This window comes from Marinobacter fonticola (genome assembly GCF_008122265.1).
Classification (GTDB): Bacteria; Pseudomonadota; Gammaproteobacteria; order Pseudomonadales; family Oleiphilaceae; genus Marinobacter_A; species Marinobacter_A fonticola.
The window spans coordinates 2,661,802-2,686,567 of sequence record NZ_CP043042.1; the positions used below are offsets into that span (position 1 = coordinate 2,661,802).

The 24,766-nt window shown below is 58.2% G+C and carries 21 protein-coding genes; all 21 read right to left on the reverse strand.

Features of this window, described 5'->3' with window-relative positions; all coding sequences use genetic code 11:
- Positions 1-19: 19 nt before the first annotated feature.
- A complete protein-coding gene (gene nuoI, locus FXO11_RS11785) occupies positions 20-562 on the reverse strand; it encodes an NADH-quinone oxidoreductase subunit NuoI (RefSeq protein ID WP_148863155.1) in 543 nt (180 codons plus the stop codon).
- Positions 562-1,554, reverse strand: a complete 993-nt coding sequence (nuoH, locus tag FXO11_RS11790) for an NADH-quinone oxidoreductase subunit NuoH (RefSeq protein WP_148863156.1) — start codon at positions 1,552-1,554, stop codon at positions 562-564. The genes nuoI and nuoH overlap by 1 nt, the downstream gene beginning before the upstream one ends.
- Positions 1,551-4,325 carry an NADH-quinone oxidoreductase subunit NuoG gene (gene nuoG / locus FXO11_RS11795; RefSeq protein WP_148863157.1) on the reverse strand — a complete coding sequence of 925 codons (2,775 nt, stop codon included), beginning with the start codon at positions 4,323-4,325 and terminating at the stop codon, positions 1,551-1,553. Before nuoG ends, nuoH begins: the two co-directional genes overlap by 4 nt.
- A gap of 4 nt (positions 4,326-4,329) precedes the next feature.
- A complete protein-coding gene (gene nuoF, locus FXO11_RS11800; protein WP_148863158.1) occupies positions 4,330-5,700 on the reverse strand; it encodes an NADH-quinone oxidoreductase subunit NuoF in 1,371 nt (456 codons plus the stop codon).
- Positions 5,697-6,221, reverse strand: coding sequence for an NADH-quinone oxidoreductase subunit NuoE (gene nuoE / locus FXO11_RS11805; protein WP_148863159.1), 525 nt, complete (start codon positions 6,219-6,221; stop codon positions 5,697-5,699). The genes nuoF and nuoE overlap by 4 nt, the downstream gene beginning before the upstream one ends.
- On the reverse strand, positions 6,221-8,005 hold the full coding sequence (gene nuoC, locus FXO11_RS11810; protein WP_148863160.1) for an NADH-quinone oxidoreductase subunit C/D: 1,785 nt from the start codon (positions 8,003-8,005) through the stop codon (positions 6,221-6,223). The genes nuoE and nuoC overlap by 1 nt, the downstream gene beginning before the upstream one ends.
- 115 nt (positions 8,006-8,120) lie before the next feature.
- A complete protein-coding gene (locus FXO11_RS11815) occupies positions 8,121-8,801 on the reverse strand; it encodes a NuoB/complex I 20 kDa subunit family protein (RefSeq protein ID WP_148863161.1) in 681 nt (226 codons plus the stop codon).
- 203 nt (positions 8,802-9,004) lie between these two features.
- Positions 9,005-9,418: an NADH-quinone oxidoreductase subunit A gene (ndhC, locus tag FXO11_RS11820; protein WP_148863162.1), complete on the reverse strand. Its 414-nt coding sequence runs from the start codon at positions 9,416-9,418 to the stop codon at positions 9,005-9,007.
- 147 nt (positions 9,419-9,565) lie between these two features.
- The gene (locus FXO11_RS11825; RefSeq protein ID WP_148863163.1) at positions 9,566-10,558 is read right to left on the reverse strand and encodes a zinc-dependent alcohol dehydrogenase family protein; all 993 of its coding nucleotides are present in this window, start codon (positions 10,556-10,558) and stop codon (positions 9,566-9,568) included.
- Between the two features lie 39 nt (positions 10,559-10,597).
- On the reverse strand, positions 10,598-11,344 hold the full coding sequence (locus tag FXO11_RS11830) for a sulfite exporter TauE/SafE family protein (RefSeq protein ID WP_148863164.1): 747 nt from the start codon (positions 11,342-11,344) through the stop codon (positions 10,598-10,600).
- A 33-nt stretch (positions 11,345-11,377) separates the two neighbouring features.
- On the reverse strand, positions 11,378-13,570 hold the full coding sequence (locus FXO11_RS11835) for a TRAP transporter permease (protein ID WP_227545875.1): 2,193 nt from the start codon (positions 13,568-13,570) through the stop codon (positions 11,378-11,380).
- Between the two features lie 339 nt (positions 13,571-13,909).
- Positions 13,910-14,944 carry a TAXI family TRAP transporter solute-binding subunit gene (locus FXO11_RS11840; RefSeq protein WP_227545876.1) on the reverse strand — a complete coding sequence of 345 codons (1,035 nt, stop codon included), beginning with the start codon at positions 14,942-14,944 and terminating at the stop codon, positions 13,910-13,912.
- A 279-nt stretch (positions 14,945-15,223) separates the two neighbouring features.
- The gene (gene putP / locus FXO11_RS11845) at positions 15,224-16,699 is read right to left on the reverse strand and encodes a sodium/proline symporter PutP (RefSeq protein ID WP_148863165.1); all 1,476 of its coding nucleotides are present in this window, start codon (positions 16,697-16,699) and stop codon (positions 15,224-15,226) included.
- A gap of 246 nt (positions 16,700-16,945) precedes the next feature.
- A complete protein-coding gene (locus FXO11_RS11850; protein ID WP_227545878.1) occupies positions 16,946-17,683 on the reverse strand; it encodes an AraC family transcriptional regulator in 738 nt (245 codons plus the stop codon).
- A gap of 109 nt (positions 17,684-17,792) precedes the next feature.
- The gene (locus FXO11_RS11855) at positions 17,793-19,121 is read right to left on the reverse strand and encodes a phospholipase effector Tle1 domain-containing protein (RefSeq protein WP_148863166.1); all 1,329 of its coding nucleotides are present in this window, start codon (positions 19,119-19,121) and stop codon (positions 17,793-17,795) included.
- Positions 19,122-19,556: 435 nt separating this feature from the next.
- Positions 19,557-20,198 carry a dTMP kinase gene (gene tmk, locus FXO11_RS11860; RefSeq protein ID WP_148863167.1) on the reverse strand — a complete coding sequence of 214 codons (642 nt, stop codon included), beginning with the start codon at positions 20,196-20,198 and terminating at the stop codon, positions 19,557-19,559.
- 31 nt (positions 20,199-20,229) lie between these two features.
- Positions 20,230-21,267 carry an endolytic transglycosylase MltG gene (mltG, locus tag FXO11_RS11865; protein ID WP_227545880.1) on the reverse strand — a complete coding sequence of 346 codons (1,038 nt, stop codon included), beginning with the start codon at positions 21,265-21,267 and terminating at the stop codon, positions 20,230-20,232.
- Between the two features lie 2 nt (positions 21,268-21,269).
- The gene (gene pabC / locus FXO11_RS11870; protein ID WP_168203163.1) at positions 21,270-22,082 is read right to left on the reverse strand and encodes an aminodeoxychorismate lyase; all 813 of its coding nucleotides are present in this window, start codon (positions 22,080-22,082) and stop codon (positions 21,270-21,272) included.
- 8 nt (positions 22,083-22,090) lie between these two features.
- Positions 22,091-23,332 (reverse strand): beta-ketoacyl-ACP synthase II, encoded by a 1,242-nt coding sequence (gene fabF, locus FXO11_RS11875; protein ID WP_148863170.1) that lies wholly within the window; start codon positions 23,330-23,332, stop codon positions 22,091-22,093.
- A gap of 331 nt (positions 23,333-23,663) precedes the next feature.
- Positions 23,664-23,897, reverse strand: coding sequence for an acyl carrier protein (gene acpP / locus FXO11_RS11880; protein WP_004581833.1), 234 nt, complete (start codon positions 23,895-23,897; stop codon positions 23,664-23,666).
- Positions 23,898-24,017: 120 nt separating this feature from the next.
- Positions 24,018-24,761: a 3-oxoacyl-ACP reductase FabG gene (gene fabG, locus FXO11_RS11885; protein ID WP_148863171.1), complete on the reverse strand. Its 744-nt coding sequence runs from the start codon at positions 24,759-24,761 to the stop codon at positions 24,018-24,020.
- Positions 24,762-24,766 lie beyond the last annotated feature (5 nt).

The following is a 24,766-nucleotide window of genomic DNA, read 5'->3' on the forward strand; positions in this document are numbered from 1 at the left end:
TTATTTACGTGCTCGCCGATTAGGGGAGCAGCGTCTTCACGTCTATCGGTTCCTGCTCGTTCTGAGCCTTGCCCTTATCCTTACCGGCAATCGATAGGCCGGCGACCTTGTAGAAATGATAATCGTGGTCTTTCCCAGGCCCGTTTATCAGTAGATCTTCTTTTTCGTACACCAGCTCCTGGCGGTCGTACTCGCTCATTTCGAAATCCGGAGTGAGCTGAATCGCCGATGTCGGACAGGCTTCTTCGCACATGCCGCAAAAAATGCAGCGCGAAAAGTTGATGCGAAAGAACTCCGGGTACCAACGGCCGTCTTCCTGCTCGCCTTTCTGCAGCGCTATGCAGTCAACCGGACAGGCCACAGCGCAGAGGTTACAAGCAACACAGCGCTCCTCCCCGTCCGGGTCCCGGGTCAGCACGATCCGGCCCCGGTAGCGGGGCGGCAAGTCCACCGCCTCCTCCGGATAGTTCACCGTCTCCCGCTTGCGGAACGCGTGCATGAAAATAATGCCCATGGTCTTCAACTGCGACCACGTCGCCGTCAGCAGCCATTTCAATGTCATCAGCCACCTCCCGTGGCGGGCGTATCCAGCAGGATGACCGCACCGGTTATTAGCAAGTTGATCAGTGTCAGGGGCAGACAGACCTTCCAGCCGAAGCTCATCACCCGGTCATACCGGGGGCGCGGCAAAGCAGCCCGCAACAGCACGAAGAGCATCAGGAAGAAGCCGGTCTTGAGCCCGAACCAGATAATCGGCGGCAACCAGGGTCCATGCCAGCCGCCGAAGAAAAGCGTCACGATCAGTGCCGAAACGAGCACCATGCCGACATACTCGCCAATGAAGAACATGCCGAACTTCATACTGGAATATTCGATGTGGTACCCATCTGCCAGTTCCTGTTCTGCCTCGGGCTGGTCGAACGGGTGGCGGTGGGTAACCGCGATCCCGGCGATCAAAAAGGTACAGAAACCGAAGAACTGGGGAATGATGAACCACAGATCCGCCTGAGCCTGCACAATCTCACGCATATTGAACGACCCCGCCAGGGCCACCACACCCATCAGCGCCAGGCCCATAAAGACTTCATAGGACAATGTCTGTGCCGACGCGCGCATGGCACCGATCAATGCATACTTGTTGCCGCTGGACCAGCCCCCGAACAACACCGCGTAGACGTTGATGCCAGCCATGGCGAAGAAAAACAGCAGGCCGATGTGCAGGTCCGCCACGCCCCAGCCTGGCGTTATGGGGATGATCATGAACGACAGCAGCAGCGAGGCCATCGCGATAGCCGGGGCCAGCACAAACAGCTTGCGATCGGCGAAGGGGGGAATCCAATCTTCCTTGAAGAAGATCTTGATCATGTCCGCGAAAAGCTGCATCGACCCGAACGGCCCCACCCGATTGGGGCCATGGCGATCCTGCCAGAGCCCCAGCAAGCGGCGTTCGATGACGGTCATCACCGCGCCCAGCAGGACCGCGCCCAATAGAATCACCACCGCCTGGAACATGGCGTAAAGAACGGCCAGCACTTCCGGCGTTAGCCAGCTCATGGACGCGCCTCCCCGCCATCGGGCCGTGCTTGATCCGGCACAAAGGTATCGGACCCGGCCAGGCTGACCACGGCCCAGCGCTCAGCTTCGAATTCGGCACCCTGGCCCGCGGGAACACCCACGAGACCGGAGGGCATGCCCGGGTCGATACTCAGTGGGAACTGTTGGCTAATAGGCCCGGCAGCAATCGTCAGGTGTTCGCCCTCGGTGGCGCCAAGCTGTCGCGCATCGTGTTCGCAGAGGATGACGCAAGCCTCGCCGGCTCGCTCGATAATGGGCTCTGCCCGGGCGGAGGTCTCCTCGCCGCCGAACAGCCGAGGCAAAACGACGACCTGCCATTCATGCGTCCGCGCATCGAAGGCCGGCGGAATACTGTCGGCATAGCGGTAACGTCCAGGTGCCGGCTCGACCAGACGAATGCCCGAGTCGCCCGCGGTCAAATGGCCACCGACCTCGTCGGTAAACTTGTTCCAGGCCTGGGGCGAATTCCAGCCCGGCGCCCAGGCAAACGCCACCGTATTACGAGGCCGGTCGTAGCCGTTGTAGCCTTCCATCGAAAACGAGAAAGGCGTATCGGCGTCCTGCGGCGCCCGAGGTTCGCTGACATTCAGGTGGGCCCGCATGGAGGTGCGCCCACTGTAACGATGCGGCTCACGGGCCAGCTTGGTACCGCCCACCCGATAGTCGGCGCCCGGCGCTGCGTCAACGATACGCGCGAGCGCCGGGTAATGATCGGCACACGCCTGAGTCACGCTGTCCAGGTTGATGTCCGAAACCATCTGGCGCTGCAGTCCACACTTGAGTGCATGCAGCCAACGCCAGCTTTCGTGGATGTTGGTTTCCGGGCGGATATAGGCGGGGTCGTACACCTGGAAGAAGCGCTGTGCCCTGCCTTCCATGCTGACCAGTGTGCCGTCCGCCTCGGCAAAACTCGCCGCCGGCAGTGACAGATGAGCGCGGTCCAGGGTCTCGGTGCGCTGATGATCCATCACGATCACGGTCGTGGCTTGGCTCAGTGCGCGATCGACCTGCGCTTTCGGCAAACGTTGGTATAGATCGTTCTCCAGCACGACGAGCGCGTCCGCCCGACGTTCGTGCAATTCGTCCAAAGCCCATTCCAGCGAATGGCCACCCAGCATCGGCATACCGGTACTGTTCGCCTCGCGCCGAACCAGCATAAAGCCCCCGTCGCAAGCCCGGCGCGCCAGGGCGCGGGCAATGTTGCCGGCGGCATCGAGGATATCGGTGGAGCACAGCGAGCCACCGCTGACGACCAACGGCCGGTCAGCAGCCATCAGCGCAGATGCAATCTGTTGAGCAACCTCTTTGTCGGCGTGCTCCAAATCCGCCACGTCCGGCGCTGCCGCATCGATAAAGTGCGCAATGGCATAACCGAGGCGGGCAATATCCTCCGGCGCCCGTCGCGGCGTCGGCTTGCTGATGCTATCCAGCCCCGTCGCGGTGGGATAGAGCGAGAACAACGGATAGCGGCTATCTTGGCCCAGCGTCTTGATCGCCTCTGCATTCCAGGCGGGAATGCCACGGCTTTCCGCATGCTCACCGCGCCGCCCCAGGATCGCCTGGCGTACCGATAACCCGATGCGAGCGGCGCTCTGAATCAGATCCTCACCCAGTACCAACACGGCGTCATGCTCTTCCACCTCGCGTAGCGTGGGTGTCCGCAGACCGGTGGAAGCGCTCAGTTCAGCCATGCGGTGCAGGCAGGCCAGTTCGCTGGCCGCAATGCCCGTCGAAAAATTGTCGGGTCCGACCAGCTCACGCAACTGGTGATTACTCTCCAGGCTGGCGCGGGGAGAACCGATCCCGATTACCCGTTGCGCATCCCGCAGGGCGTCGGCGCCGCGATCCAGCGCTGCGTCGACAGAGAGCGCAACGACCGGTTCAGCCTCACCGCTACGCCATTCCGGCTGTAACGGCCGGTCTTTCCGGTTGACGTAGCCGTAACCGAAGCGACCACGGTCGCAAAGAAAGAAACGGTTGACCTCGCCGTGGTAACGGTTCTCGATGCGCCGGATATCCCCGTAGCGCTCGCCGGGGGAAATATTGCAGCCCACCGAGCACTGGTGACAGATGCTGGGGCCAAACTGCATGTCCCACTTGCGGGTGTACTGTTCACTGTGGGTTCGATCGGTGAATACACCGGTCGGACACACTTCGGCGAGGTTGCCGGAAAACGGACTTTCCAGCGTTCCTTCCTCGTATCGTCCGAAGTAGATATTGCTATTGGCGCCGAAAGCCCCAAGGTCGGTGCCGCCTGCGTAGTCGTTGTAGAAACGCGTACAGCGATAGCAGGTAATGCAGCGATTCATCTCATGGGCGATGAACGGTCCCAGGTGCTGGTTGCGGTGCGTGCGCTTGCGAAAACGGTACCGGCGACGGTCGTGGCCGGTCATGACCGTCATATCCTGCAGGTGGCAGTGGCCGCCCTCCTCGCACACGGGGCAATCATGGGGATGATGGATCATCAGCCATTCGATAACGCTGGCGCGGAATTCACGGGCCTCATCGTCGTCAATAGAGATTCGCGTTCCGTCGGACGACGGCGCCATGCACGCCATCACCAGCATGCCCTTGTCGTCGTCCTCATCCTTGTACTGTTTGACGGCACACTGTCGACACGCCCCCACACTGCCCATGGCCGGATGCCAGCAGAAATAAGGAATATCCAGCCCCAGCGATAGGCAGGCGTGGAGTAGGTTATCCGCTCCGTCTACCTCGTAGGAATCGCCATCCACATGGATCGTCGCCATACGCTTACACCTCGCCAACCGGTATCGGATCCGCGTGCGCTTCCCGACGCGGGTGACTGACACCGTCTTCAAACTCCCTGCGGAAATATTTCAGGGCGCTGGACAACGGCATGGCGGCGCCAGGCGCATGAGCGCAGAACGTCTTGCCGGGGCCCTGGTCGTCCGCCAGTTTGTTCAATAACTCGATGTCGCCTTCTTCACCTTCGCCGCGCTCCAGGGCTTCCAGAATACGCACGGTCCAGGGCAGGCCATCGCGGCAAGGCGTGCACCAGCCGCAGGATTCCCGGGCAAAGAAAGCCTCGAGATTACGCATTAGCGAAACCATACTTTGTTGGTCGGTCACCACCGTTAGCAGTCCCGTTCCCAGGCGGCTGCCCTCTTTGCCGATGGTGTCGAAATCCAGCCCCAGGTCGAGATGCTCAGGCAGCAGAAAGCCGGTACTGCCACCGCCGGGCAACCACGCCTTCAATGTCTGACCGTCGCGGATACCACCGGCCCGCTCCAGGATCTCCCGCCCGGGGGTGCCGATCGGCAACTCCCAAAGCCCGGTGCGATTCACCCGGCCCGAGACGCCGTAAATTTTGGTGCCGCCGTCTTCGCTCAAATCTCCCGAAATTCCCTGAAACCATTCGGCGCCATGCCGCATGACAGCCGGGGTATTGCAGAGCGTTTCCACATTATTGACCACCGTGGGTTTGCCCCAGGCGCCGGATTGACCGGGGAAAGGCGGCTTGGCCCGAGGGTTGGCCCGTTTGCCTTCCAGGGAATTGATCAGCGCCGTTTCCTCGCCGCAGATATAACGGCCGGCGCCGGTGTGAAGCGCGATATCGAAGTCGAAACCACTACCGGCGATGTTGCCGCCCAGCCAGCCGGCGGCACGGGCCTCATCCAATGCGCGCCGCAACGAACGCTCGGATTCGATGTACTCGCCGCGCAGAAAGATATAGCCAAAGCGTGAGTTGTTGGCGTAGGCCCCAAGGATCATGCCCTCGATCAGCAGGTGCGGCAGTTGCTCCATCAATAGGCGATCTTTGAACGTGCCCGGTTCCATTTCATCGGCATTGCAGACCAGATACCCCCGCGGCAGGTCGCCTCCCTGCATGGTGAGACTCCATTTAACGCCTGCTGAAAAGCCAGCGCCGCCCCGCCCTCTGACGTTGGCGGTTTTCATCGCCTCGATCACATCCTGGCCACTGAGTTCGTTCAGTACCTTCTTTACCGCGGCGTAGCCATCTTTTTGCACATACTCATCCAGATGGACGGGTTCGCCGTCGTCCCGCAGACGCCAGGTCAGCGGATGGGTTTCCTCGCGGCGCTCATCCGCCGTCTGGCGCAGCTGGCAGCGGTATCTGAGCTGGGAAATTTCTCGGCTCATGGGTAACCCTCCAGAAGCACATCCACGTCCCCGGGTTCAACCGGACCGAAGGTATCGTCATCGATCATCAGCGCCGGACCACGGTCGCAGGCGCCTAAACAACACACCGGTAACAGCGTAAAGCGACCGTCGTCCGTGGTTTGGCCAAAACCGATGCCCAGGCGCTGGGATAGCGCTTCACGCACAGCGTCGTAATCGGTCAGGAAGCAGGAACTGCTATCGCAGACCAGGATCACGTGGCGGCCTACGGGCTGCCGAAAGATCAGACTGTAAAACGTCGCGACGCCCTCGACCGAGGCCGGCGAAACACCCAGCACCTCGGCAATGGCCGGTATCGCGCCATCGGGCACCCAGCCGTGCCGGCGCTGCACGATCTTCAGTGCCTCGATGCACGCCGCCTGGGGCTGTTCGTAATGATCGCGCTCATGGCGAATCGCTTCGCGGTCATCGTCGCGCAGGACGAAACCATCGCCGTCGGTGGCAATCGGCGTTGCACGCGTTGTCGTCGGTTCACTGCTCATCAGCGGTCCACGTCAGCCATAACAAAATCGATACTCCCCAGGTGGGCGATGAGGTCCGGTACAAATCCGCCCTTCATCAACGCCGGAATCTGCTGCAAATGCGGGAAGCTCGGCGTCCGTATCCGGGTGCGGTAACTGGCGGTATTGCCGTCACTGGTCAGGTAGTAGCTATTGATGCCTTTGGTCGCCTCGACCAGTTGGCAGGACTCGTTGGGTTTGAGTACCGGTCCCCAGGACACCTGGAGAAAATGCGTAATCAGGGTTTCGATGTGCTGCAACATACGCTCACGGGGCGGCGGCGTGGTCAAAGGATGATCCGCTTTGTACTCGCCCGCCGGCATGTGATCGACACATTGCTGAATGATGCGCAGGCTCTGGCGCATCTCTTCGATACGGACTTGGCCACGGTCGAAGGCGTCGCCGTGGTGCCCCAGGGGCACATCGAACTCGAAATTATCGTAACCGGAATAAGGCCGCTGCTTGCGCAGATCGTAGTCGCAGCCTGTCGACCGCAAATTCGGGCCCGTGACGCCCCAGGTTATGGCCTCTTCGGTGTTGAATGCCGCGACGTGGCGCGTGCGCTCCCGGACCAGCGCATTCTCCATCATCGCCCGCTCGTACTCGCGCAGGCGTTTGGGCATCCAGTCGAGAAATTCCTGTGTCAGCTTTTCCCAGCCTTTGGGCAAGTCCTGGGCCACACCACCGATGCGGAAAAAAGCCGGATGCATCCGAAAGCCGGTTATTCCTTCGATGACCTTGTAGGCGCGCTGACGGTCACTGAATGTAAAGAAGACCGGCGACATGGCGCCAAGATCCTGCAGGTATGTGCCCAGGAACAGCAAATGACTGGTAATCCGGAACATCTCGGCCAGCATGATGCGAATGGTCTTTGCCCTGTCCGTGACCTCAATACCGGCAAGCTTTTCCACCGCCAGGATATAGGGGAAGTTGTTCATCACCCCGCCGGTGTAATCGACCCGGTCCGTGTACGGAATAAAGCTGTGCCAGGACTGACGCTCGCCCATTTTTTCAGCGCCGCGGTGGTGATAACCGATGTCTGGAACGCAATCGATGATTTCCTCGCCATCGAGCTGCAGCACGATCCGAAAAGCACCGTGCGCCGAGGGATGGTTGGGCCCCAGGTTGAGGAACATGAATTCCGCACCATCGCGCTCGCGCTGCATACCCCAGTCTTCGGGCTCGAACTGCAGCGCGCGCTGCTCGGTGTCCTGTCCTTCAACCGTCAGGGTGTAGGGATCGAATTCGGTCGCCCGGGCCGGATAGTCTTTGCGTAAGGGATGCCCGGTCCAGGTCGGTGGCATGAGAATCCGGGACAGCTGAGGATGACCGGTAAAGGTAATGCCGAACATGTCCCAAACTTCCCGTTCGTACCAGTTGGCATTGGCAAAGACGGGGATACAGGTCGGCAGTGTCAGATCGGCTTCGTCAAGCGCGACCTTCAGCATCACATCGCGGTTTCGGTCGATGGAAAGCAGATGATAGAACACCGTGAAATCGCTGGGCGGGAGCCCTTTGCGCTGGCCCCTCAGGCGCTCGTCGATAGCCGAGAGATCGAACAGCATGGTAAAGGGCTGTTCCATGCCCTGCAGGAAGGCCAGGATCTCGATGATCAGGTTTCGTGGCACCCAGACCACCGGCATACCGGTCAGCGTCGCCTGTTCGACGAACACGGTCTCGCCGAAGCGGTGCCTGAGGGCTTCAAGCACCGGATCGCGTACAGCTTCATTGTCCGCTTGCCCTCTAGCGGGCGTAGCAACGCTCATAGTCGGCCTCAGATGAGGATGAATGACCAGGAACCGCCTGTTTCATATCCGTACACAACCCACGGCATGCTGTTCTGAATACAGAACATCATCCTTCTATACGGCACGGATACGGTTATAGGCTGTCGGGACTACGCAACTCCGTCGCCTGAATACGGCGATCCCTATGTTTCAAACGCTGTGACGGCATCTCCGCCTGGTAGACACCTTGGTCGCCCACCACCCAAGACAGCGGGCGGCGCTCCTCGCCGATGGAGTCCTGCAGGAGCTGCAAACCTTGTAGGAACGCCTCGGGACGCGGCGGGCAACCCGGGACGTATACGTCCACCGGCAGGAATTTATCGACGCCCTGCACGACCGAGTAAATATCGTACATGCCGCCTGAATTTGCGCAGGAACCCATAGAGATAACCCACTTGGGCTCAAGCATTTGGTCATATAGTTGCTGGATTACCGGCGCCATCTTTATGAAGCAAGTACCGGCAATGACCATGAAGTCCGCCTGCCGCGGGGAGGCGCGAATGACCTCGGCGCCAAAGCGGGCAATATCGTGGGGCGCAGTGAAGGCTGTGGTCATTTCCACGTAACAACAGGAGAGGCCGAAATTGTAGGGCCAGAGAGAATTCTTACGGCCCCAGTTAACGGCCGAATTGAGCACATCCTCCAGCTTGCCTGTGAAGACGTTGCGCTCAAGTTGACGCTTGATGGGGTCCTCCACCTTGCGGCGCTGGCCCAGCGGGTAACGGTCGGTGTCGGCGGCTACGGCGTCATCGGCCCGCGTCAGGGTGTATGACATGTACGTTCTCTCCCTCAGTCGGTAACTTCCGGACTCCTTACTTCTTATCTTTCTTGTTTTTTCTTTCTGGCTTTCTGGTGTTCTCATTCGGACCGCATTCAGATCCATGGATTACCGTTCATGGTTGCCGCCTTCGAAACTTCGAAACGCCTTCAAAAAAGTGCCCTCAAAAAACAGTGCCTTCGAAGAAAAGCGCAAGCCATTCAGTGGGAGCCATTCGCTGGCGGCTTACGGCCTTTGGGCGCCCAGTCCAGTGCACCGACACGACTGTCGTACAACAGCCCTGCCAGCAGGATGAAAATGAAGATGGCGGCGCCCCAGAAACCGGCCCAACCCACTTCGCGAACTGAAACGGCCCAGGCAAACAGAAAAACGGCCTCGATATCGAAGATCACGAACAGCATCGCGACTAGATAGAACTTGACGGAAAAGCGTTGTCTGGCGGAACCGGTGCCAATGACACCCGATTCGAAGGGAATATCTTTGCTGCGACCTTGGCTACGGCCGCCCAGCAACATAGAGGCACCGATCATAAAGGCGCAAAGAGCCAGGACGGCAAACACGAAGAGACCGACGGCCCAGTATTCAGCGATCATCGCAGTAACAGGCTGCTCCATAATCTCCACCGAGGTAAACCCGCTAATCCGTGTGGGTCCGAGCCTTCGGGAACGGCTTGAAGGCTCTCGAACTAAAGACTAACAGCCAAATCAGCAGGATGCGAATCACCTTGCTGGAATAATAATCAACTCGGGATTAACGTTCGGTCATCTGAGCAAAAGAATCTTGCCGGTTGCTTCCCCGGCTTCAAGCCGTTGGTGGGCGGCGGAAATATCCCCAAACGTGAAGGTTTTACTATCCAGCAACGGTTTTACCGCGTGGTTTTCCAGCATTGCGGCGAGAGCGTCCAGCAATCGTGGCTGGTCATCCATACCTATACCGTGCAACAGAGGAACGGACCGGAAGATCACGTGCAAAGACAGATTCTTGGCATGCAGTTGAGACAGGTCATGTGTTGAACGAGTATTGATCGAACAGAGCCGACGGGAAATACCCGTGGCCTCTATCGCTCGATCCAGGTTATCACCGCCTACGGTGTCGAACACCAGATCGAAACCACGACCGCCGGTCAGCCGGGATACATAGTGCTCAACCGATTCGTCACGGTAATAGATAATGTCATCCGCACCCAGCGATTCGGCCAACTGAGCCTTCTCTTCGGTGGATACCGTTGTGGCGACACGGGCGCCCAGGTGCCGGGCAATTTGCACCGCCACATGCCCGACGCCGCCAGACCCGGCATGAATCAACACCTGCTCACCCTCCGTCAGCGCTGCGCGGTCCGCCAATGCGGTCCAGGCCGTAAGGAAAACCAGCGGCAGGGCTGCACACTGCTCCAGCGGCACAGCCATCTTCGGCGTATGCTTCGCCAATAGCCGCTCGTCAGCAACCATGAAATCCGCCAACGCGCCCTGCCAGCCCTTCACCCCGCCGGCACAGCCGAACACGGCATCGCCTTCGGCAAAACGGGACACGCCCGGCCCTACCTTATCGACAATCCCGGCAACATCGCCGTTGAGAATGGCCGGCATCTCGGGACCGGACCGAACGAAGCCGGAACGGATCTTGGTTTCAATGGGATTGACGCTCGAGGCTACAACGCGGATACGCACCTGACCGGCCTGCGGCTCCGGCGTCTCCACCTCACGCTCGACAAAGACCTCCGGCCCGCCAAATTCTTCTATAACCATCGCTTTCATAGTGCGCTCACCTCCACAGTCTCCTTCCCACTTTACGGTTCAATAGACAATCAAACGGATCAGAATGGCCGCGACCATGATCAACGTCAGCCATTTGATCCATTCGGCGCCCTTGGGCCCCATATTCACTTTGACCGCCAAAATCGCTCCGGTGATGTTACCCACGGCCAGCAACAGACCGGTCCCCCACCGAACCTGATCGTTGACGGCAAAAATGGCCAGGGCCGGCAAGGTGTATATCAGGATAATCGCCACCTTGAGAACGTTGACCTGGCGCAGATCGATCTTGAGCATGCGATAAAGTACAACGATGAACAATGCTCCCACACCGACCTGGATAAAACCGCCATACAGACCAATAAAGAACATGGCCAGGTACACTGCGGCCCCGAGCCGGTCCGGCGTCAACGGCCGGGTGTTCAAGGTGGGCTGCGGCAGCAACATGAAAATCGACGCGCCGATCATTGCCGCGACCAGCACGAATTCGAAGATCGTCGAGGAAACCCAGGTGGCGATCCAGGCGCCCAGCAGCGAGCCAAGCACCGCCGGGATCGCCAAGCGCATACTGATCGCGAAATTGCCCTGGCCGCCACGGAAGAAGCTGCCAACGGCGGTCACGCTCTGTAGTGTGATGGCTACCCGGTTTGTGCCATTGGCTACCTGGGGCGGCAACCCGAGGAACATCAGCAGCGGCAAGGTCAGCATCGAACCGCCTGCCGAAAGCACATTGATGAAGCCCGCTACGCCGCCGATGAGCACCAGCGCTCCAATCTCTACGACACTCATTCGCCGGCACACCTCCCTGTCGGAACAATCACGTCAAACGGTTGCGGGCACCCGCTTTCCCTTGCGGCCGCTCCAGACCAGCAATCCCAAGAAAATCACCAGCCCCGCACAGTCGATCCAAAGCATGCCGTGAGGCCAGAGCATGAATGCGCCGACCGGGAACATGAGCAGACGCAAAGGCCAGCCGAGACGATGCTCAAGAAAACCTTCGAGACCGGCAATGATGGCGTAAATGCCGAACAAGCCGAAGATGAAGACGCGAAGCATCTCGACCAGGTCGCCGGAGATCAACGGCGAATAGGCAAACAACAACGGCACGATATAGAGGCCTTTAGCCAGCTTCCAGGCGGTAAAGCCTGTGCGCATTTGCGGCGTACCGGCAATGGCCGCAGCCGCGAATGCGGTAAGACACACCGGCGGCGTGACATTGGAATCCTGGGAGAGCCAGAAAATAATCATATGGGCAGATACCAGCGCCATGGTGATGGCGTGGGGTGATAGCGCCTGATCCAGCAGTTGCGAACTGAACGTATCCGGCACCGCCGCCAGCATCTCCGCCGCTATGGCTTTATCCATCGGCGCATTGAGCAATTGCACCTGATCCGGCGCCGCCAGCATGAACACCGCTTTGGCCTGCTCCGGCAGATTGCCGCTGATCATCAGGTCGAGCAGCTGGCTCTGTGCAATCAGGTTGTAGATGGCCGGTGCCGAAAGTGTCGCCAGAACGATATAGGCCGCCGTTACCGGCAGCCCCATACCGAGGATCAACGAGGCCAGAGCCACAAGAACAATCGTCACCAGCAGGCTGCCGCCGGCCCAATCGGTGATCATCAGCGAGAAGGTGTTGCCGATACCGGTCGTCGAGACGACCATGACGATCAGGCCCACCGTGATCAGAAGAATCGCCGTGGTGATAATGTTGCGGGTCCCCAGCGCCATAGCGTCGAGGATATCCACAGGCTTCATCGGTTTGGCTGAAAGCCAGGAAGCGGCGATCACCGAGAGAATCGCAATACCCGCCGCGTAGGTTGGCGTGAAGCCGTAAATCAATGCCGCCACCAGAACCACCAGCGGCAACAGGTAGTGCCAGCCGCCTTTCAGCACCTCCTTTAGCGTTGGCGTGTACTCTTCTTCCAGTTTGACTGCGTGGCTGCGCTTCGCCTCGACACGCACAAACATGCCTACCGAAAGGAAGTACAGCAAGGCGGGCAATGCCGCAACGCCAATAATCGTAAGGTACGAAACCTGGGTATAGGAGGCCATGATGAACGCCCCCGCGCCCATAACCGGCGGCATAAGCTGGCCACCGGTCGACGCGGCGGCCTCGACACCGGCGGCAAAACGCGCCGGAAAGCCAGCCTTACGCATAAGCGGGATCGTAATCACCCCGGTAGACACCGTGTTGGCGACACTAGAGCCCGATACCGACCCCATGAGGCCCGAGGAGAAGACAGCGACGAAGCCCGGCCCGCCGACAAAACGCCCAGCCGCGCAACGAGCCAGGTCGATAATGAAGTCGCCCGCCCCGGACTTCACCAAAAAGGCGCCAAACAGGATGAACATAAACACGTAAGTCCATGAAATCCTGGCTATCGATCCGAGCATACCCTGCCCGCCAATGTAAGAGCGGAACAGCACCGTCTCCCAACTCAAGCCGGGGAAATTAAATATTCCATCAACATATTTGCCCCACCACGCGACATAAGTCAGCGCGACGATACATAGCACCGGGATAAACCAGCCGGTGGTGCGCCGGGCAAACTCGAGGATCAAGAGTACGGCGGTGATGGATACAATCCAGTCCAAGGTAGAGAAGGTTACCCCCCGGGCGTACAGGGCATCCTCAAACCCGATCAGGTAGAGGGCGCATGCCAGCGCGGCGAACCCCAATAGTAGATCGACGCCTAAAACCAAACGCTGGGAGCCTACCTTTTGCGTGCGTACCATCGGCATCGTCAACGAGCACAGGAGCCCGAACAGTCCAAAATGAAGCGCCGACGTCCATAATTCCGACAAGGTCGAGAAGGTATTGAAATAGAGGTGACTGACGGCGATGGCAATCGCCAATAGAAAAATACTGCGGCCTATAATCGGATGTTCAAGCCGTTCGGGCGCCTCGGTACTGCTTTCATCACGAATTTTTTCCAGAGCGGCATTCTTATCCGGGCCGTCGTTATCAAGATCGCTGCTCTCTGGTCGAGCGGACCTTTGCTCAGTTTTACTCACGGGGAACCCCAATCAGAAGGGGCCAGCAAATGCCGGCCCCGGTATTAGGAACCTCTGATTAAGTCTATTGGCGATTCTGGCTCTCCCTGAAAGCCGGAATCAAGGCGCGGCTTCGCAGGAAGGCTGGTTGCCTTTTAAGAAGTCGCAACGCAGCAGTCCGGCTTTCAGGGAGAGCCCCTTTGGGCAAGCCTTGAGGGCCTTTCTGGACTGCGTTGCGAATCTTGGCAAGGACTACCGCCATTGCCGGCGATCCGCGCCTTGCCAGAAAAGCCCTCAAGGCTTGCAGAATCGCCAATAGACTTAATCAGAGGTTCCTTAGGTGGATGGAAATATCCAGTGTTACTCGGCAATCAACCGGTCCGGAATTTCCAGTCCTTTTTCCCGATAGAATCGCGCAGCGCCAGGATGCAACGGCATCGGCAAACCGGCTATCGCCTTTTCCAGCGCCATGGCCTTGGTGGCCGGATGGATGTTGTTCAGGAACGGTAGATTGGCATACATGGTCTTGACGATTTGATAGACGTCCTCTTCCGGCAAATCCGCCCGCACCGCCAGGATATTAGGCTGAGCGATCGTGTTGATCGGTTCCGCCTGGTTGGGGTAGGTTTCAGCCGGAATGGTGTAAGGCGACCACAAATCGAATTCGCTGTTGACCTGTTCGAGCTGCTCGTCAGTGACGTTGAGCGTGGTGATTTCTTTGCCCATGTTGGCGTAGGCCCGCGTCACGGCCGAAGCCGGGACGCCAGCCGGTATATTCATGCCGTCGATGTTGCCGTTCTGCAAGGCATCGGCACTGGGTCCATACCCCAGGTAAGCTATGTCCACCTTTTCCAGATCAATGCCGAGCGCCCCTAGGATGTAGCGGCCGGAGCCCTCGGTGCCCGAATTGCGCGCGCCGATCGAGAACGTCTCGCCGTACAGGTTTTCCATATCCGACATCGTGCCGCTTTCAGCCATCCCGGCGCGAATCACGAAGTGCTCCACGTTCTGCCACAACATCGATACCGAGCGCAGGTTCCTATAGGCCTTGGGGACCGGGCCGGTACCTTTCCATGCCCAGGCGCCGTATAGCCCCTGGAGAATACCGAACTGGGCCTGGCCTTCGTCCATCAACTTGAGGTTCTCACCCGATCCGGCAGAACTGATAGCGGAGACGGAAATGCCCGTCGAAGGTTCAAGCTTGACCTTGATCAGCGTGGATAAAGCAACACCCACGGGGTAGTAGGTTCCGCCCGTCGTCGCGGTGCCCATGACGTAATTGCTTTCCTGGGCGTATGCCGACGTATTGAACCCAAGTACGACTGCCGCAGCCAAGCCCATAGCGCTCTTTATAAAGTGGCGCTTATCCATGCTTTTCCCGTGTCTTCTTTTCATGATCTTCCCCTGCCTCCTTGGTAGACGATATTGTTATAGGTTTTCTTGTTTCGGCCGTTTGAGAGGTCTGTACGCTTTATCTGGCAACGACACAGAAGTTGAGAATAGACACAAACTGGAGCCGCTGCCATTTTCAACACTAAGACATAAGTAGACATGGCGAAGGCTATTCGGCGAAATGGCCTATAGAAAAGGGGTGCCAACGGCACCCCTCACAAATCGCGATCATTCAATTTAAAACCGGCTTCACAAGCGCTAAGCCGTTCTTCCGCTAACCGCTCAGCGACCCACGACTTTATCGAAGCCATCCTGGATCGTCTTGGACGGCTCCGGTGTCGCCAGGGAAACCACCACGATGGCGATAGCCGCCAGAATGAAGCCTGGGATGATCTCGTATAGCTCGAAAATACCGCCCGAGATGTTGCCCCAGATCACGACCGTTACACCGCCGACGACGATACCGGCCAGCGCACCCAGGCGCGTCATGCGCTTCCAGAACAGCGACAGGATCAATGCCGGACCGAAGGCCGCGCCGAAGCCGGCCCAGGCATAGGACACCAGTTCCAGCACCTGGCTGTCAGGGTCAAAGGCCAGCATGCAGGCCACAATGGCGATACCGACCACCGCGAAGCGCCCTACCCAGACCAATTCACTCTGAGATGCATCCCGGCGGAATAGGGCTTTGTAGAAATCCTCGGCAAGCGCGGACGAAGACACCAGCAGCTGGGAATCCGCCGTACTCATGATAGCTGCCAGGATCGCGGCCAACAGTATGCCGGCAATAATCGGATGGAACAGCGCATCGACCAGCAACATAAAGGCGCGCTCTCCATCTTCCAGTGGCGTTTCGAAATAGCCGATCGCGGAAAAGCCTACGAGCAGCGCACCCAGCAAACCAAAACCACTCCAGATCACGGCGATACGGCGCGCGGTTGGGATATCGTCTGCACTACGGATAGCCTTGAAGCGGGCCAAAATATGCGGCTGGCCGAAATAGCCCAGCCCCCAGCCCAGCAGCGAGAGGATCGCTAGAAAGCCGAGCGCATTGCCGTCTGCCCCGGTAAAGGCACTCAGGAACTCGGGGTTTTTGGCGTCCATCGCCGCCTGAGTTGCGGACCAGCCGCCATCGGCAGTGATGGCCAGGATCGGCACCAGGAGCAAAGCGGCGAACATTAGCAGGCCCTGGACAACATCGGTCCAGGCTACAGCCAGGAAACCGCCGAAAAAGGTGTAGGACACCACCGCCAGGGTACCGATGATGACGGCTGTGGAGTAATCGAGCCCAAACACCGTTTCGAAAAGCTTTCCCCCGGCAACCAGGCCGGAGCTGGTATAAAACAAAAAGAACAGCAAGATAAAGAAAGCCGAAATCACCCGTAATGCCCGGGACTTGTCTTCAAAGCGGTTCTCGAAATAAGACGGCAGCGTCAGCGAATCACCGGCCGCCAGAGAATAGTTCCGCAAACGGCGGGCCACGATCAGCCAGTTGAGCCAGGTTCCGACCAGGAGGCCAACCGCTATCCAGATTGCTTCGTAGCCGGCGGCGTAGGCATAGCCCGGCAGCCCCAGAAGTAGCCATCCACTCATATCCGATGCGCCGGCACTCAATGCCGACGGTAGCGGTCCGAGGCTGCGGCCACCGAGAATATAATCGGAAAGATTTGATGTACGTTTGTAAGCGATGTAGCCGATGGCCAGCATCAGCAGAATATAAACCACAAAGGTCGCACTGACCCCGATATTGTTTTCAACCATCTAGACTGTCTCCCCCGTCATATCGACGACGCCGAAGGCTTAATGACATGCATTAGCGTCACCCCAGTATGGCCGAAATACCGAACTCAGGATGAAGCAACGTTAATAAAATGCCGAACATCACGCTAATGTAGTGCCATGAGAGATCGGTCGCTTGCAAAAAACTACGGATTTTTTGCGAAAAACTACACTTCCTCACCTCAACCTAGAAATCCAAATCAAGCAAAGGAACGAGTGTTACGGGTATTAACGCAACGCTGACGGGGTAACGCCACGGTGTTTCTTCATGGCGTTGGTCAGTGCGCCCTGGCTGGAAAACCCGGTACGTAAACTGATTTCCGCAAGGGAAAGACGCGGCTGCCGGAGAAGTTCGATCGCGCGATCCAGCCGGGCGTGGATGATGTATTGGTGAGGACTCATGCCGGTCATCTCTCGAAAGGTTTCATGAAAACGACTGACACTGAGGCAAGCTTCGCGGGCCAGATCCTTAACCGTGATCTTCCGATGTAAATGCTCGCGCACATAATGCCGGAGCACTTCGGTATTAAAAGTCTGAGGCCGACGCCGAAGTATGCGATTGCCGCTGAGGCGATGGGAAAGACAGTGGACGATGCCGGTGGCGAAGTGTTCGTGCAGTGAGCGGTTGTCCGGAGCTTGGTGAAGCTCCGCCGCACACAGGTGAATCAGGTTCTGCAGCCGGTTGTCCATCTCCAGATGCTGAGGCCGGTCAAACAAGGGAGCCAGATGGTCGTAATCGTGATGCCGGGGATTGGACAAAGCCGGCGCCGAGACATCCAGGTCAATCACCAGCACATGATTAATGTCGTTGCCGAAGTAATCGTGCCGCGTTTCAGTGGGCACGAAACAGGCACGACGGTTGTCCAGACCCACTTCCCACCCCTGCCCGGCGAGTCCCGAGCTACCCTGCAGGCCAATCACCACTTGATGATGTTCGTGGGCGTGGTGAGCCGCATTTTTCGGCAATTTCAGAACTCTGGCGTTAAGCATATGAGGTGTAGTGGTGGCCATCACTGGAATTGTCGCTTATTTAAACACATTATCGGAAGCTATTCATCCGAGCTCCCGCGGCCAACTAAGCAGCAAATTCCACTCCGACTTCACTACCCACGCACCATCTGACCCGCGCTGTGCGGTCGCCGATGCGTGGATGGCGTAACCGCAGCGAAGCGCCCTCGCTAACCACCCCGCTGCCGCTATAGCGTAGGCGGGCTCCGGATTCCGACATATCCACGAGCGTGCATACCTCACCCACATTCGGCATGTCCGCCACGGCAAGCGCTTCCGGAACAATCAGTCGCAAGTGCCGGCGCTCGTGGAAGACCGGTGTGCCCTCTTCGAGCGCCTCCTCAAGGTTGCGCCGGTTACCGAACAATCCGTCGGCCTTCAACCGATCCGTCGCCGAGATATGCACCTTCTCGCTGACCGAACGCTCCAGTCCCAGAAAGTTTCGTTGGATACCGCCGATGGGTCGACGGTACTCGCCAAAAGCGCGGTAAGCCCAACTGAAACTATCGTTCAACGGCGCACTGATACGCTCTTCGGGAGCGGTCCGGAAGTTACCCCCCAGCTGCCATTCCAAACCGTGTTGGTTGGCCTGGGCAATCATGAATTGCAATGCCAGGTCAGATAGGCCGGTACTTGGATAGCCGCCACCCACATCGCCATGAACGCCCGGTAGCCAAACTTGGAGTGTACGGTGAGAGACGGTGTCTTGCCGGTGTTCGTCTGCATTGTCCGCATGGGTCCACAGAGCAGGCTGGAACGGCGCGCGGCGCTCGTCTATGGCCAAGGCCTGCACAGCGTAGGATACGGAATCGCATAGCTGCGTATCGTGGAAACCCACCCAGCGACGCGACAGCCGCCTTAGACCGGGCATGGGGATACCCAGTGCGCCCACGGTATCGAAAACGCCGAGGAAACGTATGGGAATCCGCCGGCTGGCCTGACGTAATTCGTCCATCAAAGCTGCCTGGGGCAGCGTGTCACGGGCATTGCCCGGCTCCGCCCGGTACCACTGATAAGCTTGCGGCAGATGTTTCATTTCCGACTTGGGCATTAGGCCCATCACATGAATGAAGCCCGCCAGACTACGCACGGTGTAAGCGCCACGACTGAAACCCAGAAGGTAGATATCGTCACTGGGCGCCCAATTATTGGCAATGAACCGATAGGCCTGCAACAGATTGGTCGAAAGACCCATACCGAACGCGCCGGTAAGCCAACGCCGGGTTCTTCCAGCCGTACCTACCTCACCGTCATAGTAAACGACCTGGTCACGGCGACCGGAGTGCGCTTTCAACGCCCTGACGCACTTTAGAATATTGGACGGTTCCCCCTTGCCGGCATCGATTTCCGGCTTGTTCCAGGTTCCGTCACAGCAGACGACGATGGCTTTGGACATAACCTGCCCTCCGTGCTTCCGATGCGCACCCCACGGACTGCATGCCCAACGCCTTGAGGTCCGGGCCGACCGCCAACCGATTCAAGGGTTTGCGACACCCCTTGTTCATTCGCTTTGATGCACGTGTCTTTGAAATAGATTATTAGCGTTCATGCACCCGTTTCTGACGCTCATATACTAGAACTCCACGCAGACGCCGATGGATGCGTAAAACGTTTATCGTTTAACCACCTCAAAAGCGTAGCAGACAATCTATGATCGGTTAGGCAGGCCAGGTGTCACCCCACTGCTTTAAGGAGCCTGGATTAAGACATGGAGGGGCTGGGTAACACAGGAGACGGCGGATGGGGCCGGCAGACCGTGCACTAGTCAGTCAACGTCGCGACGCCAGGGTTGGAAGCCGCACAGCCGAGGGGCAAAGCTCTCCAATCGCTCTTAAGCCTCGGTGGCATGGATATCGAGAATGGCTTGCAATGCGCAGGACAACTGATCGCTAACGGCAGCCAGCGGCTGAGCAGCATCGAGGGTATGGTAGCGTTCAGGCCATTGTGCCGCACGCTCAAGGTAGGTGCTGCGAATTCGCTCGAAAAACGCCACGGTTTCACGCTCGAAGCGATCCAATTCGCCACGCTTCTTGGCTCGAGCCATCCCCACCTCGACCGGCGCGTCCAGCAAGATCACATGATCAGGCCGCAGCGGCCCCTGAACCAGGTTTTCCAGTACGGAAATCCGCTCGTGCGAAACACCGCGCCCGCCGCCCTGATAAGCGTAAGTCGCGTCCGTGAAACGATCGCACAGAACCCAGCGACCCGCCTGTATCTGCGGCAGGATGAAGTTATTGAGGTGCTGAGCCCGGGCGGCGAAAATCAACAACAGCTCGGCCACGTCGTTCACCGATTCATCCCTGGGGCAAAGCAGCAGCTCGCGAATATCTTCCGCCAGCGGCGTACCGCCCGGCTCGCGAGTTACGACCACGTCTATATCCCGGGACTTGAGCCAGCTCTCTGCATGTCCGAGCTGGGTCGATTTGCCGACGCCCTCGGTCCCTTCGAACGTAATCAGATATCCGCGTTTCATAGAACTCCGCTGAAATGCGGCCTTTTCAGGCCTACTGCGCCTGGGGCGCCGAACGATAATCGGACCGGCGACGCAGCTGATACTCCCGCACCGCCTTCTGATGCTCTTCAAACGTTTTTGAAAACACGTGCGAGCCATCGCCGCGAGCCACGAAATAGAGCGACTCCCCTGGCTCGGGATGAAGTGCCGCATGGATCGCATCGCGGCCCGGCAAAGCAATGGGTGTCGGCGGCAAGCCGGAAATACGGTACGTGTTGTAGGGCGTCGTCGTACGCAAGTGCTTGCGCGTGATGTTGCCGTCGTAGTCGTCGCCCAGCCCATAGATAACGGTGGGATCGGTTTGCAGCCGCATCCCTTTTTGTATTCGCCTAACGAATACACCCGCTATCTGACCGCGCTCGTGAGGCACGCCCGTTTCTTTCTCGACGATCGACGCCATAACCAGCGCTTCATAGGGCGTCTCGTACGGCACGTCTTGCGCCCTGCTCGCCCACTCTTCCGCCAAAATGGATTCCATGCGCTGATAGGCCCGGCGCAGGATATCCAGGTCGGTTTGATTACCGGTAAATACGTACGTATCCGGAAAGAAACGCCCCTCCGGATGTTGCTCGGGCTTACCCAGGCGCGCCATGATCTCGGTATCGGTCATGTCCGTGGTTAGCAACTCCAGATGGTCCTGAGTCGCCAGGGCCGCCCGTAGCTCACTGAACCGCCAACCCTCGATGAATTGCACAGACCAGGTTTTCGTCTCTCCCCGCACCATTTTGTCGATCATGGCCATGGGTGTCTCGCCGGGTATGAACTCGTAGGTGCCCGCTTTGATCAGATTCCGCTCGGAATTCAGGCGGCTCCAAACCTTCAGCCATAGAGCATCCTCAATCAGCCCCTGACGCTCCAGCTTGCCAGCGACGGTATTGAATGCACTCCCCGGCTCGACATCGAACAATAGCGGTTCCGTCAGTGCAGCAGGCTCTTCGAGGGTCTTTAATCCCTGCCATAGCCAGAGAGCGGAGCCACTGAGAAGCAGGACAAGCCCGAGAACGGAAACAAGTAGAATTCGTTTAAGCAAGATCAGGAACCAACGGCTTCAGCAAGAAAGGACCGAATTTTGGCAAGGCTGGGGCCCATAGGCAACCGGGTATCGTTGATTTGTTCAATGGCAATGGCACCGACGACGCTGTTGGTCAACAACAAACCGTCAAAGTCCCAGTGCTGCAGGTCCACCTGGGTTATGGGTCGATAGTCGACTGTTTCTTCCTGGCCATCCAGGTAGTCAATGATGGCTTGGCGTGCCACGCCGGCAACCGCTAATACCGAGGCTGGTGGGGTAACCCAGACACCGGCAACCCGCGCAAACACGTTGGTTCGTGTGCCTTCCAAAAGCCCCCCCGAACTGTCGGTCATCAAAGATTCGTAGGCCCAGTCCGGCATCGCCTGGCTAGCCAAAACCTGTGGCAGCCGGTTTAACGTTTTCATACCCGCAACCAGCGGATCGACCACCAGCGGATGCGGACAAATGGTCACGCCAACCGCACCGCGCGGTTGCGGAGGCAATCGGTGATGACTCGCGATTAGCCGCGGCTTGCAGTTCGCGTCGGGCCGGTAACCACGACCGCCGGTCCCACGCGTCAAAATGAGCTTGAGCACCCAGTCGCCGCAATCGCCGTAACGCTCCGTCGCCTCATGTAAAACATGGGCGAGCGTGTCCGCGCCGAGGGGTATACCGAGCCTTTCAGCGCTAGTGAGTAAGCGCTGAAGATGAAAGTCGACAAGCGTCGGGCGATGGTTACGAATGCGGATGGTCTCGAACAGACCATCCCCATAGGCGAGCCCGCGATCGTCAGCGGGAATCGATTGCTCTTCGGCCCAGATACAGGCGGCCACGGCGCCGTTCAGTCCTCGAGACGACGGAAAATCAGGGTGCCGTTAGTGCCACCGAAACCAAAGGAGTTCGATAGAGCCGCTGTGATCGTGGCCTTGCGTGACGTGTGGGGCACGAAATCCAGATCACAGCCCTCTTCCGGATCATCCAGATTGATGGTCGGTGGCAACACGCCGTCCCGGAGCGCCAACAACGAGAAAATCGCCTCGACGGCACCGGCCGCGCCGAGTAAATGGCCGGTCATCGACTTGGTACTGGAGATGGCCAACTTGCGGGCGTGATCACCGAAGACCGCTTTTACAGCATCCACTTCTGCCACATCGCCCACTGACGTGGAGGTGCCATGGGCATTGATGTAACCAATTTCAGCGAGGTCGATGCCCGCATCCTTGAGCGCATTGCGCATGGAGCGCTGGGCGCCTTCCCCGGACGGCGCGGTAACATGGTGCGCGTCGTCGCTCATACCGAAACCGACCACTTCACCGTAAATAGTTGCACCACGGCGCTTGGCGTGTTCCAACTCCTCGAGTACCAGTACCCCGGAGCCATCGCTCAGCACAAACCCGTCACGCCCCTTATCCCACGGGCGGCTGGCCTTTTCCGGCTCGTCGTTGCGGGTGGACAATGCCCGGGCAGCGCCAAAAGCAGCAATACCGGTGGGTGTGGTGGCCATCTCGGAGCCACCCGCCAGCATCACGTCGGCGTCGCCGTACTGAATGGTCCGCGCCGCATAGCCAATATTGTGGGTGCCGGTGGTGCAGGCTGTGGTAATAGCAATGTTCGGACCCTTGAAGCCGAACTTGATTGCCACGTTGCCGGCGAGCATATTAACGACCGAGGCCGGAACGAAGAAAGGAGACACTTTTCTCGGCCCCTTCTCCGCCAGCGTCAAGACGTTCCTCTCAATAAATTCGAGGCCACCGATACCGGAACCGATAGCGATACCCACGCGTTCCGGATCGCAGGCGCCATCACCATCAAGACCGCTATCTTTAACAGCCTGAGACGCCGCAGCGATGCCATAGTGAATGAAGGCATCCATCTTGCGCGCATCTTTTGCACTCAGGTACAGATCGAGGTCGAGCTCTCTGATTGCACCTCCGATCCGGGTGTTGAAATCCGACGCATCGAACCGTTCAATCGGACCGATGCCGCTTCGACCGGCAAGGACACTCTCCCAGGATGAAGCCACGTCATTTCCTACGGGAGAGACCATACCGAGACCAGTGACTACGACACGTCGTCCAGACATTATTCCTTCACCTATCGTTGTGCATCCGTTGCGTGATCTTTATTGATTTGCAGAGGTCAGGCAACGCTATCTTTGGATGATTGTCGCTTCCGGCATGTTGAAGCCGGCCATGCGACCGCCAGAACGAATACCAATCAGACTAGGGCCCCAGCTTACGGGGTCTGCGGTTTATCGCAAAACCGCGTGACGCTTTCATGACATAAAAAACTTGCGGTAGAGGGTAGCCCGCGCTCGTAGTTCGATCAGGCTACCACGCAGCCGCCAACAAAAAAGCCGCCCTTAATTACCTAAATAAGGACGGCTTTCGCTTGGCTTTCAACAGGTCTGAGTATCAGGTATGCGCGACAATGTAGTCGATCGCATCCTGGACACTGGTGAGCTTCTCCGCTTCTTCATCGGGAATCTCGGTCTCGAATTCCTCTTCGAGAGCCATAACCAGCTCAACGGTGTCCAGTGAATCGGCGCCCAGATCCTCTACGAAAGAAGATGTGCTCTGAACTTCAGACTCCTTCACGCCCAGTTGTTCGCAAACAATCTTCTTTACGCGCTCTTCGACTGTACTCATATTTTCCTCACTTAAATCGCAACCAAGCACAAATTTGCGTGCAGTTTAGTTTAATCCCCACCCGCAAACAAGCAGGGTTTGAAGCTAAAGGCTTGTTGTTCAAGGGATTACAACAAGACTTTATCCCATGAACATACCACCATTCACGTTAATCGATTCACCTGTAATGTAGGCTGCTTCCGGCGATGCCAGGAATGCGACGACGGCAGCGACCTCCTCAGGCTCTCCCAGACGGCCGGCAGGAATGACACTCATCATAGCGTCCCTCTGGCCATCGTCCAGTTTCTTTGTCATATCCGTATCAATAAATCCCGGCGCAACGCAGTTTACCGTGATACCCCGATTCGCCATTTCTTTGGCAAGACTACGCGTCATACCCTCAACTCCGGCCTTGGCGGCGCAGTAGTTGACCTGGCCCGGATTGCCCATGCCGGCCACTACAGAGCTGATATTGACGATCCGCCCCCAGCGCGCCTTGCCCATACCTCGAAGCACGACTTTGCTGGTGCGAAAGACGGAACTGAGATTTGTGCCAATCACCGCATCCCAGTCATCTTCCTTCATCCGCATAAGCAGATTGTCACGGGTAATACCCGCGTTATTAACGAGGATCAGAGGCGCTCCGGATTTTTCCGCGATTGCCTTAAGTCCGGCATCGACACTCGCGGCATCCGAGACATCCATGACCAGGCCGTAACCGTTTTCTTTGCGGGATTTAAAGTCTTCGGTAATGGCATCGGCACCATGCTGCGTCGTTGCCGTGCCAACGACTTCAGCGCCTCGCGCTGCGAGGGCCCTAGCGATAGCGCGACCGATTCCACGACTGGCACCCGTAACCAGGGCTACCTTGCCTTCAAGCGACATAACGC

What these genes read in the sequence shown, in the direction of transcription:
- nuoI (WP_148863155.1), bottom strand. Translation starts at nt 562, where the DNA reads ATGACATTGAAATGGCTGCTGACGGCGACGTGGTCGCAGTTGAAGACC.
- nuoH (WP_148863156.1), bottom strand. Translation starts at nt 1,554, where the DNA reads ATGAGCTGGCTAACGCCGGAAGTGCTGGCCGTTCTTTACGCCATGTTC.
- nuoG (WP_148863157.1), bottom strand. Translation starts at nt 4,325, where the DNA reads ATGGCGACGATCCATGTGGATGGCGATTCCTACGAGGTAGACGGAGCG.
- nuoF (WP_148863158.1), bottom strand. Translation starts at nt 5,700, where the DNA reads ATGAGCCGAGAAATTTCCCAGCTCAGATACCGCTGCCAGCTGCGCCAG.
- nuoE (WP_148863159.1), bottom strand. Translation starts at nt 6,221, where the DNA reads ATGAGCAGTGAACCGACGACAACGCGTGCAACGCCGATTGCCACCGAC.
- nuoC (WP_148863160.1), bottom strand. Translation starts at nt 8,005, where the DNA reads ATGAGCGTTGCTACGCCCGCTAGAGGGCAAGCGGACAATGAAGCTGTA.
- FXO11_RS11815 (WP_148863161.1), bottom strand. Translation starts at nt 8,801, where the DNA reads ATGTCATACACCCTGACGCGGGCCGATGACGCCGTAGCCGCCGACACC.
- ndhC (WP_148863162.1), bottom strand. Translation starts at nt 9,418, where the DNA reads ATGGAGCAGCCTGTTACTGCGATGATCGCTGAATACTGGGCCGTCGGT.
- FXO11_RS11825 (WP_148863163.1), bottom strand. Translation starts at nt 10,558, where the DNA reads ATGAAAGCGATGGTTATAGAAGAATTTGGCGGGCCGGAGGTCTTTGTC.
- FXO11_RS11830 (WP_148863164.1), bottom strand. Translation starts at nt 11,344, where the DNA reads ATGAGTGTCGTAGAGATTGGAGCGCTGGTGCTCATCGGCGGCGTAGCG.
- FXO11_RS11840 (WP_227545876.1), bottom strand. Translation starts at nt 14,944, where the DNA reads ATGAAAAGAAGACACGGGAAAAGCATGGATAAGCGCCACTTTATAAAG.
- putP (WP_148863165.1), bottom strand. Translation starts at nt 16,699, where the DNA reads ATGGTTGAAAACAATATCGGGGTCAGTGCGACCTTTGTGGTTTATATT.
- FXO11_RS11855 (WP_148863166.1), bottom strand. Translation starts at nt 19,121, where the DNA reads ATGTCCAAAGCCATCGTCGTCTGCTGTGACGGAACCTGGAACAAGCCG.
- tmk (WP_148863167.1), bottom strand. Translation starts at nt 20,198, where the DNA reads ATGAAACGCGGATATCTGATTACGTTCGAAGGGACCGAGGGCGTCGGC.
- fabF (WP_148863170.1), bottom strand. Translation starts at nt 23,332, where the DNA reads ATGTCTGGACGACGTGTCGTAGTCACTGGTCTCGGTATGGTCTCTCCC.
- acpP (WP_004581833.1), bottom strand. Translation starts at nt 23,897, where the DNA reads ATGAGTACAGTCGAAGAGCGCGTAAAGAAGATTGTTTGCGAACAACTG.
- fabG (WP_148863171.1), bottom strand. Translation starts at nt 24,761, where the DNA reads ATGTCGCTTGAAGGCAAGGTAGCCCTGGTTACGGGTGCCAGTCGTGGA.